Annotated in this window: 14 protein-coding genes and 1 pseudogene; 10 read left to right on the plus strand and 5 right to left on the minus strand. The window is 53.6% G+C overall.

Annotated elements, in window-relative coordinates; all coding sequences use genetic code 11:
* The 10 genes and pseudogenes from pseB to ACO5Z0_RS06295 form a co-directional block, all read left to right on the plus strand.
* Entirely contained in the window at positions 1 to 984 is a 984-nt protein-coding gene (gene pseB, locus ACO5Z0_RS06250) for a UDP-N-acetylglucosamine 4,6-dehydratase (inverting) (protein WP_485649598.1), read from the plus strand.
* On the plus strand, positions 981 to 2,144 hold the full coding sequence (gene pseC, locus ACO5Z0_RS06255; RefSeq protein ID WP_485649599.1) for a UDP-4-amino-4,6-dideoxy-N-acetyl-beta-L-altrosamine transaminase: 1,164 nt from the start codon (positions 981 to 983) through the stop codon (positions 2,142 to 2,144). The genes pseB and pseC overlap by 4 nt, the downstream gene beginning before the upstream one ends.
* 48 nt (positions 2,145 to 2,192) lie before the next feature.
* The gene (locus ACO5Z0_RS06260) at positions 2,193 to 3,077 is read left to right on the plus strand and encodes an aldo/keto reductase (protein ID WP_485649600.1); all 885 of its coding nucleotides are present in this window, start codon (positions 2,193 to 2,195) and stop codon (positions 3,075 to 3,077) included.
* Positions 3,078 to 3,111: 34 nt separating this feature from the next.
* Positions 3,112 to 3,534, plus strand: a complete 423-nt coding sequence (locus ACO5Z0_RS06265; RefSeq protein WP_485649601.1) for a GNAT family N-acetyltransferase — start codon at positions 3,112 to 3,114, stop codon at positions 3,532 to 3,534.
* Positions 3,531 to 4,286 carry a cytidylyltransferase domain-containing protein gene (locus ACO5Z0_RS06270; RefSeq protein WP_485649602.1) on the plus strand — a complete coding sequence of 252 codons (756 nt, stop codon included), beginning with the start codon at positions 3,531 to 3,533 and terminating at the stop codon, positions 4,284 to 4,286. Before ACO5Z0_RS06265 ends, ACO5Z0_RS06270 begins: the two co-directional genes overlap by 4 nt.
* A gap of 19 nt (positions 4,287 to 4,305) precedes the next feature.
* Positions 4,306 to 5,598 (plus strand): aspartate aminotransferase family protein, encoded by a 1,293-nt coding sequence (locus tag ACO5Z0_RS06275; protein WP_485649603.1) that lies wholly within the window; start codon positions 4,306 to 4,308, stop codon positions 5,596 to 5,598.
* 32 nt (positions 5,599 to 5,630) lie between these two features.
* Entirely contained in the window at positions 5,631 to 6,680 is a 1,050-nt protein-coding gene (pseG, locus tag ACO5Z0_RS06280) for a UDP-2,4-diacetamido-2,4,6-trideoxy-beta-L-altropyranose hydrolase (RefSeq protein ID WP_485649604.1), read from the plus strand.
* The gene (locus tag ACO5Z0_RS06285) at positions 6,664 to 7,134 is read left to right on the plus strand and encodes a GNAT family N-acetyltransferase (protein WP_485649605.1); all 471 of its coding nucleotides are present in this window, start codon (positions 6,664 to 6,666) and stop codon (positions 7,132 to 7,134) included. The genes pseG and ACO5Z0_RS06285 overlap by 17 nt, the downstream gene beginning before the upstream one ends.
* A gap of 27 nt (positions 7,135 to 7,161) precedes the next feature.
* On the plus strand, positions 7,162 to 8,181 hold the full coding sequence (pseI, locus tag ACO5Z0_RS06290; RefSeq protein WP_485649606.1) for a pseudaminic acid synthase: 1,020 nt from the start codon (positions 7,162 to 7,164) through the stop codon (positions 8,179 to 8,181).
* 122 nt (positions 8,182 to 8,303) lie between these two features.
* Positions 8,304 to 8,543 (plus strand): annotated as a pseudogene (locus ACO5Z0_RS06295) (integrase core domain-containing protein); the annotation flags it as partial.
* Between the two features lie 97 nt (positions 8,544 to 8,640).
* Here ACO5Z0_RS06295 and sstT read toward each other — a convergent pair.
* The 5 genes from sstT to ACO5Z0_RS06320 all read right to left on the minus strand — a co-directional run bounded on the left by sstT (position 8,641) and on the right by ACO5Z0_RS06320 (position 16,065).
* Complete coding sequence (gene sstT, locus ACO5Z0_RS06300; protein ID WP_485649607.1) at positions 8,641 to 9,894, minus strand: serine/threonine transporter SstT; 1,254 nt, start codon at positions 9,892 to 9,894, stop codon at positions 8,641 to 8,643.
* A 515-nt stretch (positions 9,895 to 10,409) separates the two neighbouring features.
* A complete protein-coding gene (locus tag ACO5Z0_RS06305) occupies positions 10,410 to 12,038 on the minus strand; it encodes an ATP-binding cassette domain-containing protein (RefSeq protein ID WP_485649608.1) in 1,629 nt (542 codons plus the stop codon).
* Positions 12,031 to 13,677, minus strand: a complete 1,647-nt coding sequence (cydD, locus tag ACO5Z0_RS06310) for a thiol reductant ABC exporter subunit CydD (protein WP_485649609.1) — start codon at positions 13,675 to 13,677, stop codon at positions 12,031 to 12,033. The genes ACO5Z0_RS06305 and cydD overlap by 8 nt, the downstream gene beginning before the upstream one ends.
* Before the next feature lie 7 nt (positions 13,678 to 13,684).
* On the minus strand, positions 13,685 to 14,701 hold the full coding sequence (gene cydB / locus ACO5Z0_RS06315; protein ID WP_442676533.1) for a cytochrome d ubiquinol oxidase subunit II: 1,017 nt from the start codon (positions 14,699 to 14,701) through the stop codon (positions 13,685 to 13,687).
* Positions 14,701 to 16,065 carry a cytochrome ubiquinol oxidase subunit I gene (locus ACO5Z0_RS06320; protein ID WP_442672733.1) on the minus strand — a complete coding sequence of 455 codons (1,365 nt, stop codon included), beginning with the start codon at positions 16,063 to 16,065 and terminating at the stop codon, positions 14,701 to 14,703. Before ACO5Z0_RS06320 ends, cydB begins: the two co-directional genes overlap by 1 nt.
* Between the last annotated feature and the right edge of the window lie 170 nt (positions 16,066 to 16,235).

The following is a 16,235-nucleotide window of genomic DNA, read 5'->3' on the forward strand; positions in this document are numbered from 1 at the left end:
ATGTTCAACAATAAAAATATCCTTGTCACGGGAGGGACTGGATCGTTCGGGAAGATGTTCATCAAGATTTTACTTGAGAAGTACCAGCCCAACAAAGTCATTGTATACTCACGTGACGAACTCAAACAGTTTGAGATGCAGCAGATGTATAACGACAGATGTATGCGTTACTTCATCGGTGATGTACGAGATGGGGAGCGTCTGAAATATGCGATGGAAGGCGTGGATTACGTCGTTCATGCGGCGGCGCTCAAGCAGGTGCCGGCAGCGGAGTATAATCCGATGGAGTGCATCAAGACGAATGTGAACGGTGCGCAGAATGTTATCGATGTAGCGCTCCATGCAGGTGTCAAGAAGGTCATTGCGCTTTCTACGGACAAAGCGGCAAATCCGATCAACTTGTATGGCGCGACAAAGCTATGTTCGGACAAGCTTTTCACGGCGGCGAATAACTTTGTCGGTGCAAAGGCGACGCGGTTCGCTGTCGTACGCTATGGCAACGTGGTTGGAAGCCGCGGCTCAGTTGTGCCGTTTTTTAAACGGCTCATGGCAGAGGGGGCGCGAGAGATTCCCGTGACCGATCCGCGTATGACGCGATTCTGGCTTCGATTGGAGGATGGTATTGCGTTCGTGTTCAAGAGCTTTGAGCGAATGAAGGGCGGCGAAATCTTCATTCCGAAGATACCGTCGATGCGGATTACTGATCTCGCACAGGCGATCGCACCGGGGGTGCCGGTCAAGGTTATCGGCATTCGTCCGGGGGAGAAGCTGCATGAGGTGATGTGTCCCTCAGACCTCTACTATGAGACGTTGGAGTTTGCAGATCACTTTGTTATCATGCCCTCTACGCAGGAGCGGACGGTGGATTATACACATAATGCGATCGGCGAAGTCGGTGCACTTGTGCCAGATGGCTTTGACTATAATTCCGGCAATAATCCACACTTTTTGACGGTGGAGGAGCTACGGGAGATGAATCCATGATTTACTATGGAAAACAGGATATTAACGAGGCAGATATGGAGGCGGTCGAGACGGTGCTGCGCTCAGATTTTCTGACCCAGGGACCTGTGATCGAGCGTTTTGAGCAGCGCGTTGCACAGTATTGCGGCGTGAAGTATGCGGTGGCTGTCTGCAATGCGACTTCTGCGCTTCACATCGCTTGCCTTGCAGCAGGTCTTGGGAAAGGCGATCTCCTCTGGACGAGTCCGATTACCTTTGTCGCTTCAGCGAACTGCGCACGCTATTGCGGTGCAGATGTGGATTTCGTCGATATTGATGAAAACACCTATAATATGAGTGTCTCTGCATTGGAGAAGAAACTGCAGGAGGCGAAGCGGCGGGGCAGGCTGCCCAAGATCGTCGTTCCTGTACATATGGCAGGGCAGTCTTGCGATATGCGTGCCATCAAGAAACTGTCGGATGAGTACGGTTTTATACTGCTTGAGGATGCTTCACATTGTATCGGCGCGGACTATGCCGATGCCAAGGTGGGAAGCTGTGCCCATTCGGACATGGCGGTGCTGAGTTTTCATCCGGTCAAGATCATCACGACAGGCGAGGGCGGGATGGTTCTCACGAATGACAATGCCCTCTATGAACGGCTTTGTCTCTATCGCAGTCACGGCATTACGCGTGATCCAAAGCGCATGACCAAGGAAAGCGATGGGGATTGGTACTATCAGCAGGTGGCTCTTGGCTTCAACTATCGCATGACAGATATTCAGGCGGCGCTTGGTGTGAGCCAGATGAATCGTCTGGATGAATTCGTTGTGCGCAGACGTGCTCTTGCGGCGCGTTACGATGAACTGCTGCGCGATCTTCCTCTCAGAACACCTTTTGTTTTGGATGGAGCGCAGCCATCGTGGCATCTGTACATCGTCCGCATTGACTTTGATCGTGTACATAAGACGAAGCAGCAAATCTTTACAGAAATGCGCACGCGGGGCGTTGCTCTAAATTTGCACTATATCCCCGTGCATACGCAGCCTTATTATGAGACGCTCGGTTTCCATACAGAGGATTGTCCGGCGGCGATGGAGTACTACCGTGAGGCGCTGACGTTGCCGCTCTATCCATGTATGACGGATGCAGAGCAGGAAATGGTCGCACGGGCGCTGCATGAGGTATTGATTGACGGCTGAATGCGGCAGCGCTGATTGGAGCAGCCGTGTTGGAAAGCAGGAGGAATTATGGCGGCGAAGCTCTGTCTAGGAACGGTGCAGTTCGGTATGCACTATGGTATTCACAATACATTGGGGCGTCAGCCGACTGAGGAAGAAGTCTTTGGTGTACTGAATGCTGCGCTTGATACAGGTATTCGTATGTTTGATACTGCAAGCGCATACGGCACGGCAGAGGCTCTGCTCGGTCGCTATGGTTTGGCGGCACGCGGCGGGCGGATTATCTCAAAGCTGCATCCTGCAGAGGGGGGAGAGCGGCGCGATGTGCGAAACGAAATCCGGCGTTCCCTTGTGCGTCTTGCCGTGTCTAGGCTTTACTGCTATATGTTGCATCGCGTAGAGGATCTGGATGACGCCTCTGTTATGGATGCGATGGATGAGGCAAAGGCGCATGGATGGACGGATACGATCGGTGTGAGCATCTACAGCCCCGAGGATGCCGTGCGAGCGGCAGAGGATTCCCGCATTGATATCATACAGGTGCCCTACAACGTCCTCGATCAGCGTCTTGACGACGGTGACTTTTTCAAACGTGCCAAGGAAAATGGGAAGGAAGTATTTGCGCGGAGTACGTTTTTGCAGGGGCTTCTGCTCATGCATCCTGCGGATGCAGAGACAAAGGTTGCGGGGAGCGGTGTGTATGTGGAGCAGTTTCAATCAATGGCGGCAGAGGATGGATTCCTCCCGCGTGAGGCGGCGATGCTCTACGCGCTCTGTCATACGGGTATTTCCTATGTTGTGTTTGGTGTGGACACAGGTGCGCAGCTACGGGAAAATACTGCGCTGCGATCAAAGTGTCCCGCATTTTCGGCAACCTATCAAAAATTGTATGGTGCGTTTCGTGATGTAGATGTGAATATACTTGAGCCGCAGCGGTGGAAGAAGGTATCCTAAATGGAAACAGAGCTCTTGCGTTCGTGTATGCAGCGTGTATTTGCAGAAGAGGGTATCGAGGTCGTTTTTGACATGGAAGATACAGGAAAAAGCGATAAGGTTAGGGTGTGGATTCCTTGTGACAGCGCGGCAAAAGGATGGGGAACTGATTGGCGCGGCATTCTATGAGTTTTCGCGTGATGAGGCTGTCTATAGCGTAGCTGCGTATCGGCGTGACCTGTTTGATCAGCCGGTCAGTCACGCCGTACACAATCGGGCGATCCAACATATGCAGGAGCTTGGTCTGAAGTGGTATCATATCGGCATGCGTGCATACCCAGGTGATATGATAAAACCGACGGATAAGGAACTCTCAATTTCATATTTCAAAGAGGGATTGGCCACGCATGCATTCTTTCGCATGATACTTGATGTTCCTGTATATGGTTTTCCGGTGAAAAAGGACGGATTATTTTGATACTTGCTATTTTACAAGCGCGCTGTTCCTCGCGTCGGCTGCCGAACAAGGTTTTGAAGCCGCTGCTTGGACGCCCGATGATTCTGCGTCAGATCGAGAGGCTCTCACACAGTCGCTATATGGATAAGGTCGTTCTTGCGACGAGTACGGACATGAGCGATGACGGATTATATGATGCTGTTCATAAGGCGAGGGTCAGTGTTTATCGGGGGAGTCTTGATGATGTTCTGGGACGGTATTATGCCTGTGCGAAAGAATATGGCGCAGATCATATCGTTCGCGTGACGGGGGATTGTCCCGTGATTGACTGGCGTGTCACTGACGATGTGATTGCGCGGCATCTTGCCGAGCATAATGACTATACGCACATGACGGAACGTTTTCCGGAAGGTCTTGATACAGAGGTGATGACCTTTGCTGCTTTGGAACGTGCTTACCGTGCAGCGACACGTTCCTCTGAACGAGAGCATGTTACACTTTATTTCCGAAACAATCCAGAATGTTTTCGTATTGGCGCTGTGGATTGTGCAGAAGACTATGGGGATATGCGCTGGACTGTGGATGAGCCGTGTGATTTTGCGCTCGTTGAGACGATCTATGAGCAGCTTTATCCAACCAACAACGATTTTGCCATGCAGGATATACTGATGCTGTTCAGTGAGCATCCGGAACTGCGAGAGCTCAATCAAGGGGTTATCCGAAATGAGGGGCTACAGAAATCTCTGGCAGAGGATACGGAGTACATAGGGTAAATATGGGAGGCACATCTATATGAAGATCAATCAGAGAAGCTTGGAAAAGTCGGATGAGCTGTGGCAGAGGGCGCAAGACACCATTCTTTCGGGATGTCAACTCTACAGCAAAGGTCCGGAGACGCACATCAAGGGCGTGTCTCCCATCTATATCGACCACGGCAAAGATGGGCACGTCTGGGATCCGGACGGCAACGAATACATTGACTATGATATGGGGCTTGGTCCGATCCTTCTTGGCTATCAATACAAGGCGGTGGATGATGCTGTCATGAAGCAGCTTCATCGCGGTATGGGCTACTCCCTCGTTGCGCCCGAAGAAGTGGAGTATGCCGAACTGTGTGTGAAGCATATCCCGAGTGCGGGAAAAGTGCGCTTCCTCAAGACGGGATCCTCGGCGACGGAGGCAGCTGTACGCATTGCGCGCTGCTATACGGGGCGCAAGCACATCGTGCGCGGAGAGTATCACGGCTGGCATGAATGGACGACGGCGGCGGAGAATGTTCGTCAGGGCGGCATCCTTCCCGAAGTGCGACAGTTCGTCCATAAATTCGACTATAACGATTTGGCAAAGGTCGAAGAGTATTTTGAAACCTATCCGGGGGAAATTGCCGCTGTCATCACTGAGGCGGTCGAGGTCGAGCCACCGAAAGAAGGCTTCCTTGAACAGTTGAAGGAACTCTGCCATCGGAATGGGGCGTTGCTTATCTTTGATGAGGTTGTCAACGGCTTCCGTTTCTCGATCGGTGGGGCACAGGCATATTTCGGGGTGACGCCTGATCTCTCGACGTTTGGCAAGGCGGCGGCAAACGGTATGCCTCTTTCCATTGTTGCGGGATGCAAGGGCATCATGGATGAAGTGGACAAGAAGATCTTTATCTCTACTACCTTTGGCGGTGACTGCCTGTCTCTTGCCGCCGGTATCGCCGTGATGAAGGAACTCGAATCCGGTGAGGTTACAAAGAAAATCTGGGAAAAGGGGAAATATCTGCAGGATAATTTCCGCTGTCTTGCCAAGGATATCGATGTGCCGATTGATCTCAACGGTTATCCCTGCCGTCTGAATCTTGAATACACAGACTATGATGGGAAAAAGGATTGGCTCTACAACTCCATCTTTATGCAGGAAAGCGTCAAGCGCGGCGTCCTCCTTGGCTGGCACATCTTCCCCTGTTACTCGCATACGCAGGAGGATCTTGACTTCACGCTCAATGTATTTGAGGATGCGATGAAAGTTTATCGCGAGGCGCTGAAGAGTGGGCATCCCGAAACTTATATGGAGGGGCAGCCGCTCAAGATCGTTCTGGGGTGATGCTCTATGTTGGAACAGATCGGATGGATGTCATGAACTGTGTTGTAGCGATTCGCGTGGACTCATCCGAGCAGATCGGAAGCGGTCATTTGATGCGATGCCTGACACTGGCGGAGCGACTGTGGAAGGATGGCGCCGAGGTTCATTTTATCTCGCGTGATCTCTCTGGGAGTCTGCACCGCTTGGCTACGGAGCGCGGATTTACCCTGCATCTTTTGCCGCAGCATGAGATGTATCCAAATCTCATAGGGTATGCGGCATGGCTTACGGTGCCGCAGCTGGTGGACGCAGAGGAGACGGGAGCGATTCTGTCGCGTATGCAGCCTGTCAGCCGTCTCGTCGTCGACAGCTATGCGCTGGATGTGGTATGGGAGCAAAAACTGCGTCCTCTTGTGCGTGAGATCTTTGTCATTGACGATCTCGCGAACCGCCCACATGACTGCGATGTACTTCTCGACCAGAACTTCTATCGTGAGATGCGGCATCGGTATGATGGACTGGTGCCTCCTGCCTGTAAGCTTCTGCTCGGTCCATGCCATGCTCTCCTGCGCGAGGAGTTTTATGCGGCGCGGGAAAAGATTGGTGTACGGGATGGTGTCCTGCGCCGCATTCTTGTCTTTTATGGCGGCAGTGATGTGACAAGGGAGACCGAAAAAGCAATCCGCGCACTCATTCAGCTGCAGCTTCCTTCCGTCGCTGTGGATGTTGTCGTTGGCGGGAGTAATCCGTGTCGTGCATATATCAAGGAGCTTTGCGACGCACATAGATTCCTTCACTATTACTGTCAAGTTTCCAATATGGCAGAGCTAATGGCAAATGCGGATCTTTGTCTCGGTGCAGGCGGTACGACAACATGGGAGCGCTGTTTTCTTGGATTGCCAACCATCGTTACAGCGATTGCTGAGAATCAGTTTGAGATCTGTCGAGATTGTGCAGAGGCGGGATATATCTATTATCTCGGGCGATGGGATGAGGTGACGGTGGGGGATGTTGCGGCGGCTGTGCAGAAATGTATCATGCCGCAAGTTCTGCAGGAGATGCAGCGAAGCTGCAGATTGGATGTGAATGATTGTGATAGATGAAGGAAAGCTATCCCTGCGTCCTGTTGAACTTTCGGATGCAAATATGCTTTTTCAGTGGCGTAACGAGAAGGAGACGCGTGCAAATTCGCTTCATAGTGAGAAGCTCGTCTATGAGGATCATGTCCGATGGTTGAAGAGTGTACTCGGGACAGCGAAAGCGCAATATTTTTTTATCTTAATGGCGAATTTTGTGCCAGTTGGTCAAATTCGTTTGGCAGTTGAAAATAAGATGGCTCTGATCAGCTACAGCATTGATGCAACTCATCGAGGCTCTGGGTATGGACGTATGATATTGAAGATGGCAGAAGACAAGTTGAGAGCGCAACGTGTGTGTCTGGCTCTCGTCGGTTACGTCAAAGAGGAGAACGTTGCTTCTCAGAGAGTCTTTGCATCGTTACATTATCATGAGAGTCGTGAAAATGATCTTCTTCGATATGAAAAAACTGTCGGGTGAACGGATATTATATAGGGAGGATGCATTATGCAGAGAAATACCCCCTTTATCATCGCAGAGATGTCGGGCAATCATAACCAGTCGCTTGAGCGTGCTCTTGCCATCGTCGATGCGGCAGCTGCTGCAGGAGTCGATGCGGTCAAGATTCAGACCTATACTGCAGATACCATGACGCTTGATATTGATACGGGAGAGTTTTTTATTGCGGATCAAAACAGTCTGTGGAAAGGTGAGTCACTCTATCGGCTTTACGAGAAGGCACATACTCCGTGGGAGTGGCATAAACCGATCTTTGATCGCTGCAAAGAGCTTGGGATCATTGGGTTTAGTACGCCCTTTGATGATACATCTGTCGATTTTCTTGAGGAGCTCGACGTACCGTGCTATAAGATTGCATCTTTTGAGAATGTGGATCTTCCGCTGATTCGGAAAGCTGCACGTACGGGCAAACCCATGATCGTATCGACGGGAATGACGACCGTATCGGAGCTTGCCGACCTTGTTCAGACGGCAAGGGACAACGGCTGTACGGAACTGACACTGCTCAAATGTACAAGCAGTTATCCATCCTCTCCCGAGGGGACGAATCTTCGCACGATTCCTCACATGCGTGAGCTCTTCGGATGTGAGGTGGGGCTGTCCGATCATACGCTCGGCATTGGCGTCGCCGTGGCAAGCGTCGCAGTTGGTGCAGCTGTGATCGAGAAGCACTTTACTCTGTCTCGTGCCGATGGCGGTGTTGATGCTGCGTTCTCACTCGAACCGAATGAGATGGCGCAGCTCGTGCGTGAATGTCGTGCTGCCGCACTTGCAATGGGTGAGGTGCGCTATGAATTGGCAGAGCAGGAGAAGAAGTCTCTGCAATTTCGGCGCAGCCTATACATTACAGAGGACATGAGAGCGGGAGAAGTTCTGACGGAGAAGAATCTGCGCCGCATCCGCCCCGGACAAGGGCTTTCGCCAAAGCATTATGATGCACTGATCGGGCAAAAGGTAAGGTGCGATGTAAAGCGCGGAACACCGATGTCATGGGATTTGTTGGGCTGAGACTGGTTTACCATGAAGCCCCAGGAGGTTGAGCCTGAAGGTGCAGATCGCTTGATTAGGTTTCTGTAAGACATGAGGAACTATGTATAGAGCGCCTCTCTGATGATGTCATTACAGGAAACTTTTGCGAAGAACACGACCTGACGCAAAGCATGAGCAAGGCTGGATGCCCGTATGATAACGCCCCTATGGAGCGCTATTCCAATACGCTGAAGAACGAAGAAATTTATCTTCACGAGTATCAAGATGAGGAATCTCTATATCGCGCAGTGGAATAGTTTGCTTATACCACATACAACCATGTACGTTCGCATTCTTATAACGGATATCGTACGCCATTCGAGGCGATATATTCGTCGTAAGTTTATTGGACACTCATGTTACAAAAATATTTGACCACAACAGTCGGTGTCTTTAGATGCTGACTGTTGTGGTCATAATTATATTGATGATGGAAAGTTATCCTTCGTGTCGCGGCATGAGATCGGCGGCGGCGAGGGTGCCTTCTTTGGCGCGTTCTGCAAATTCAGCGGTGGCGGTGAAGAGGACGTCGCTGGAGCTGTTCAAAGCCGTTTCGCACGAGTCCTGCAATACGCCGATGATGAAACCGACGCCGACGACCTGCATGGCGATGTCGTTGTGGATGCCGAAGCTTGCGCAGGCGACGGGAATGAGCAGAAGCGAGCCGCCCGCGACGCCCGAAGCGCCGCAGGCGCCGACGGTCGAAATGACGCAGAGAAGCAGCGCGGTCAGCATGTCTACTTCGATGCCGAGGGTGTGCGCGGCGGCGAGTGAGAGGACGGCGATCGTGATGGCGGCGCCGCTCATGTTGATCGTTGCACCAAGCGGAATGGAGAGGGAGTAGGTGTCCTCAGAAAGTCCGAGACGCTTGCATAAGGAGAGATTTACAGGGATATTTGCCGCAGAGCTGCGTGTGAAGAAGGCATAGATGCCGCTTTCTCTAAGTGTCGTCCAGACGAGTGGGAAGGGGTTGCGGCGGATGTGCAAAAAGACGATGAGAGGGTTCATGATGAGCGCGACGGAGAAGAATGCCGCCAATAGGACGGCGAGGAGCTGCGCATAGCCGATGAGCGCCTCAAGACCGCTTTCACCGATGGCATTGGCGACAAGCCCGAAGATGCCGAAGGGGGCGAAGCGGATGACCCACTGCACGATCTTCGTGACGGCTTTGGCGAGATCGGCTATTGTTTCTTTCGTCGAATCGTTTGCTGAGTGAAGCGCAACGCCGGCGAGCACTGCCCAGGCGAGGATGCCGATGTAGTTCGCCGTCACGATGGCATGCAGCGGGTTGTCGACAACGCTCAAGATGAGGTTGTGCAGAACTTCGACGATGCCGCTCGGCGGCGATACTTCAGATGAGGCGACTGCGAGATGGAGCGTCGTTGGGAAGAGAAAGGAGTAAGTGACGGCGACCAAGGATGCGAGGAAGGTGCTGATGATGTAAAGGCGTACGATGGGGCGCATGGAAGCGCTGGCGTCAGCGTTCTTCTGCGCCATAGCGTTCATGACGAGCACGAATACGAGGACGGGCGCGACGCCCTTGAGCGCTTTGACAAAGAGATCGCCGAGGATGGCGATCGCAGGTACGACCTGTGGCATGGTGACGGCAACGATGATACCGAGCACGAGACCGATGGCGATGAGTTTAATCAGGGCAGTTTCTTGATATTTTCTGCCGATAGAGCCTAGCAAGGAAATTCCTCCTTTGATGATAAATTACACGCACAAACGTCCGCTTTGTGGACATTGTGCGCCGTCCTTAATGAAAGATATCCAATCCGTCTGCGCCCTTTGGGTTTGACTTCTTGGACTTTCATGTTAAATGGTTGCAGAGTACTTTGATAGTATATTATAAAGAAGGAGAAGTTGCAAGGTTTTTCTGTCTTTATGTATCTTTACAGTGGACACAGATAAGAAATCCTTCTTCTAGGAAGCTATAATACGATGAAAGAATGCCCGAGATTTGAGGATGATAAATCTCGGGCATTCTTTTGTGCTTAAGGAAACCCGGATAAAATGAAGTCACCCGGATGCGATGCGCTCTTAAGGAATCACTGATAAATTCAGCCGCCCATCTTCACACATCTACGCTGTCCTCTCGTCGTCGACAAATCCTCGACGTAGCTCTGCTACGCCTGCGGTTTGTCTCCTAGATAGGCACAGCGCATCTGTGCAAATCTGGGCAACTTCATTTTATCAGCGTTTCCTTAAAGCGAAATCACTTGATTCATGCGCTCTAAGAGCGGCAGATCGTGTGTGATGACGATGAGCGTGCCGCCCCTTTTGTCGAGTTCTGCGAGTATGGCGGTGAGGAGTTTTGCACCGCGTGCGGCATCGAGCCCTGCAGTCGGTTCGTCGAGCAGCAGCAGGGGAGCGTCGGCGGCAAGCGCCAGAGCGGTTAGGAGGCGGCTTCGCTGTCCTCCTGAAAGGCGTGATGCGTTTTCTCCAAGCGGTTCGTCAAGACCTTGCGGCAAAGCTTGGACGACATCGGCGAGCTGCGCTGTTTCGAGCGCCTGCCATATAGCCGTTTCCGTGATTTCTTCGTGCAGACGCAGGAAGTTGGCACGTACGGATGTACGGAAGAGGTAGCTGCCCTGCAGCGCAGCGCCGAAGAGGGAGCGCACCGTGTCTGCGGTCAGAGCTGTATATGCCGTACCGTTGAAGCGAATGGTACCGCTGTCAACTTCCCATAGACGCAGCAGCAGGCTTGCGAGAGTGGTCTTGCCGGCACCGCTCTCACCGATGATCGCTGTATGTTCGCCGCGTCTTATGCAAAAGGAGAGATCTTTTAGGACGGGAAGGTTTTTTTGATAGCCAAAGCTGATGTTCTGCGCTTCTAAGATGGGGGTGTCATTTTCGGTGCATGGCTGAATCGCAGCTTCTTTTGCCTGTACGCCATTTGATTGTGCCCTATGTATGCCTTTGGGCAGGATGTTTGCTGCCGCCTGTATGGCGGCGGTTGTGCCGAGTGCGGCAGCAGGCAGGGCGCGGTATTCGGCGAGGGCGGTTTCCAGGACGAGCGCCCATACAGCATATTCGATGCCGCTGATCGCACCTGTTTGGACAGAGGGGAGGAGAAGCAGCATGAGCGTGACCCAGAGGCTGACGCGCAGAGTATCAAGCAGTGTGAAGAGCCATTCGCGCTTTTGAAGCTTTTCATCTTGTTTTCTTTGGAAGATTTGGGCGGCAGAGTCGAGGGTTCTGTGGGCATGGGGAACTGCGCCTGCAAGGTGCAGTTCTGTGCGTCCATCGACGAGATTGAGAAGCGTGCTGCGGTAGGCGGCGCTCTCGGTGCGCAGGTGCTCTTCTTTAAGCATGAGATGCGGCAGACTAAGATGCAGAAGGTAAAGCGCTGCGACAAGACCTGCGCCGAGAGCGCTCAATGGCAGGAGAGAGAGAGAGGTGAGGAGTGTGAGCAGACCTGCGAGCAAGGGCGGCGGTACGGTGCGCAGGTAGAAGTCGCGCAGTGTTTCGCAGCCTGTCAGAAGATCATGCAGAAATTCACCCTCACGCATGGTTCCCTCTCGGAGCGGCAGTTTTTCCACGGATTGACGGTAGGTTGCGAGCTGCAGCTTTTCGTAGCAGGCGAATGCGAGGCGATGGGAGAGCAGGCGGTCGAGGTAACGAAAGACGGCGCGCGATACGCCGCAGGCACGCACGCAGGTGATGCCGAGTGTCAGCGCGGAAAGAGGCGGCGCGAGTGCGGCGCTGGCGATGATCCATGCAGCGGCGCCGATGAGCGAGAGGCCGGAAAGCACGGCGAGAAAAGCGGCAAGGAGCGCGGGAAGTCCTTTCGCGGGGGAAGCCAAGCGCATAAGACGTAAGATTTCAGTCATTCGGCATTCCTCCCAAATCTATGACGTGGTCTGCCCAAGCGATGAGCGCGGGGCGATGCGAGGCGAGAATCAAGGTGCGGCGGTGCGAGAACGCCTGGATGGCTCTGAGAACAGCCGCCTCCGTGTCTTTGTCAAGCCCCGCCGTGATTTCGTCCAAGATTACGAGGGGACGCGCTTGGAAAAAGGCTCGCGCAAGACCCAAGCGGCGACGCTCGCCGGCAGACAGCGGATGCCCGCCTGCGCCGAGCGGTGTGTCAAGTCCCATAGGCAGTGCGGTGAGAAAGTCGCCGAGCGCAGCCTGTTCAAGTGCGGCACGCAGGGCGTCTTCCGTTGCTCCCTCTTGCCACAGGCTGATGTTCTCGGCAAGCGTTGCGTTGAACACATGCGTTTCCTGCGGCACATAGGTGATGAGTGAGCGCCGTGAGGCGGCAGAGAGGTGCGCGAGGTTGTAGGTTTCACCGTTGCCTGCGCCGTCCTTCAGGAGAATCTTTCCTTCCGTAGGCGTGAGAATGCCTGCGAGCAGACGCAGTACCGTCGTCTTGCCTGCGCCGCTTGCGCCGATGAGCGCCGTATTCTTTCCTGCGGGGAAGTCGAGGTCGAGATCAGTCAAGACGGATTCTTGTGCCAATGGATAATGGTAGGTGAGCTTTTCGGCGAGAAGGCGAGGCGGTACGAGCAGCCGCTCGTGCCTGCCGTCTGCAGCTTCATCGCGCGGTGCTAGCCACGGGTCGAGCGCTTCCGCAGCCGTGCGTGCATCCATTGCTGCGTGAAAGGCGATGCCGCCTTCCCGAAGGGGTTGGTAAAAGAGCGGCGCAAGAATCAGCACGAAGAATGCTGTGTGAAAATCGAGCTGCCCTTCGATGAGCCGCAGGCCGATGGATACGGCGATGAGTGCGATCGAGAGCGTCGTGGTGAGTTCAAGCGCGAAAGATGAAACGAAAGCGAGCCGCAGGACGCTGAGAGAGGCTTCGGAAAAGGAGCGGCTGCTCTTTGCGAGATGCGTTCCTTCTGCCTCGGTGCGGCGAAAAATCTTCAAGGTCATCGCTGCACGGATCATCTCACCGAAGCCTGTCGTCAATGCCTCCATCTTTGACCATTGACGTTCGCTTGCACGCCGCGTCGCCTTGCCGATGAGCATGAGCAGGAAGGGCGCGATGGGAAGCGTCGCGAGGAAAAGGATCGCCGAGAGCGGGTCGAGTACGGCGCTGACGATGAGAATGGATGGTACGAGGACAGCAAAGGAAATCGCTGTCGGAAGGACGGTGCGAAACCACGGGGTGAGCGCGTCGACGCGCTCTAATGTCAAGGTTAGGATGCCTGTCGTATCGCGCCCTTCTGCGAGAAGCGCACGGTGCAGCGCCTTGCGGCAGAAAAAACGCGCGCTTGCGGAAAGACGATTTTCCAGGTGTCCTTTGGGAAATCGCAGGAGTGAGGCGATGAGAACGCACAAAAACAGCATCAGAAAATCTGATGCTGTTTCGTGCAGTCCCGCGCCATTGAGGAAAACTCCGTTGACGATGGAAGCCGTTTCCCATGCCGCGGCAATGAGGAAGATGCCCGAAAGCACTTCGAGCAAGGCGCGGCCAAGAACGATATGCTTTTTTTCCTTGAGTGTGTGAAAAAGCAGGTTTTTCTTCATGGATCGCTCAATAACCGTGGTGGTTGGCATCGGAAGCCGTCACACGCTTGCGGAAGATGTAATACGTCCATATCTGATAGGCAAGCACGACGGGCACGAGGCAGCCGGCGGCAAATGTCATGATCGTCAGCGTGTAGGGGGTTGACGAGGCATTGTAGATCGTCAAGCTGAATTCGGGCGAAAGACTCGACACCATGAGGCGCGGGAACAGCCCGAGGAAGAACGCAACGACTGTCAGAGCAACGGCGAGACCGCTGCAGACGAAGCCGGCAGTCGATGCCTTCTTTATCACGTTCGCATAGGATGCAAGGAAGACGACAGCAGCCAGAATGAGCGCACCGGCGGCGAAGGGATTCGCATAGAGGTCGGTGTAGACGTATGTGAGTCCCATGCAGAGGACAAAGAATACGACAGCGAGTGCGCCCGCTTTTTTCGCCACGTCCTGTACGCGCAGAATGAGATGCTTGTCTGCAAGACGCATCGTCAAAAATGCCGCGCCGTGGAAAGCAAAGACAAAGACGAAAGCGATGCCGCCGACGATGGAGTAGGGCGAGAGCAGACCGAAGAAGCCGCTCGTATACGTCATGTTTGCGTCGATCGGAAGCCCGGCGATGAGATCGGTAACGGCGACGCCCCAGAGGAAAGCGGGCACGACGCTGCCGAAGACGATGCACTTGTCCCAGCCGCTGCGCCAAGCGGCGGAATCCCTGTGACCGCGCAGTTCAAAGGCGACGCCGCGCAGGATGAGCGCGACGAGCATAAGGAAGAGCGCGAGGTAGAATGTGCTGAACATCGTCGCGTAAAGATGCGGAAAAGCCGCGAAGCTCGCGCCGCCCGCCGTGATCATCCAGACTTCGTTGCCATCCCATACAGGCAAAATCGTACGCAGCGTGATGCGGCGCTCTTCATCCGTCTTGCCGATGAAGGGCAGCAGCATACCGACGCCGTAATCAAAGCCTTCGAGGAAGAAGAATCCTGTGAAGAGCACGACGATCAGGACAAACCATAAGATGTTCAAATCCATTATGCTTCACTCCTTTCCGGCGAAGGGCTGGTTTTGATAAAGCGGACGGCAACGCCCAGTGCAAAGACGATGAGCACGAGATAGATGAGCGTGAAGCCGATGATCGTCAGCCAGATATCCGTCGCGGTGAGGTTCGGAGAGACGGCGTCGACCGTCTTTTGAAGTCCGACGACGATCCAAGGCTGACGGCCGGATTCGGTGACGAACCAGCCGACGGAGTTGGCGATGAAAGGAAGCGGCAGGCTGTAGAGCAGCACTTTGAGCATACAGCGTTTGTCGGCGAGCTTGCCCTGCCGCGCGAGAAGAAGCGCGACGCCCGTGATGAGGATCATGAGACCGCCTGCGCCGACCATGATGCGAAACGCCCAGAAGAGCGCCGTGACGTTCGGTACATAGTTATCGGATCCGTACATCGCCACCGCTTCTTCCTGCAGATCGCGGATCCCCTTGATCTCACCGGCAGGCGTGTTGTAGACCATGAAGGAGAACATGGCGGGGATGGTGATCTCAAAGTCGTTCTGCATCTTGTCCTCGTTGATGATGGCAAAGACGGCAAACGGCGCGGGATCTTCCGTCTCCCAGAGAGCTTCCATGGAAGAAAGCTTCATGGGCTGTACTTCTTTGAGATACTGCGCGTGCATGTGTCCTGCAAAGGCGACGCCCAAAAGACCGATGAGCGTATAGGTCAAGATGGGTTTCATCGCCTTCGTGAAGAGATCAGCGGCGACGCCGCCCTGCAGGATCTTGTAGGCGGTGATGGCTGTGAGCAGGACGCCCGCCGTCGACATGCCAGCGAAGAACGTGTGCGTGATCTCGCCGATGACATAGTGATTTGAGAGAAGCGCGCCAAAGTCCGTCATGACAGCGCGGCTGCCCTCAATGGCGTAGCCTGTCGGATGCTGCATAAAGGAGTTGGCGACGATGATCCAAAGGGCTGAGAGGTTGCTGCCAATAGCGACGAGCCACATCGCTAGACAGTGCAGTTTCGGCGAGAGCCTGTCCCAGCCGAAGATCCAGATGCCGAGGAACGTCGACTCAAGGAAGAATGCAGAAAGCGCCTCCAAAGCGAGCGGCGCACCGAAGATGTCGCCCATGAAGCGTGCGTACTCCGACCAGTTCATGCCGAAATGAAACTCCTGCACGATGCCGGTGACGACGCCCATAGCGAAGTTGATGAGGAAAACCGTGCCGAAGAAGTGCAGCAGTTTCCTGCTTTCGCGCTTCCACTGCGCGTCTTGTGTGCGGACATGACAGGTTTCCAAGAGTGCAAGGAAGAATGTCAAACCCAGCGTCAGAGGGACGAAGAGAAAATGATACGTTGAGGTGATGGCGAACTGCCATTGAGATAGGACAGCCGTACTCATAAATAATACCCCTTCCTTTCAGAAAATAATTATTTTTTTGTGCGTTCATTATAAAACATAGGACGCCAAAAAACAAGGCATAAATATATCGGTGAATTTAAATTTTAAGATAAGGAAATTTCCATAAAGCTTAAAGAAATTTTTATCTGTGAACCCCGCGCGGCGTTCAT

This window comes from Selenomonas sp. (assembly GCF_057272215.1).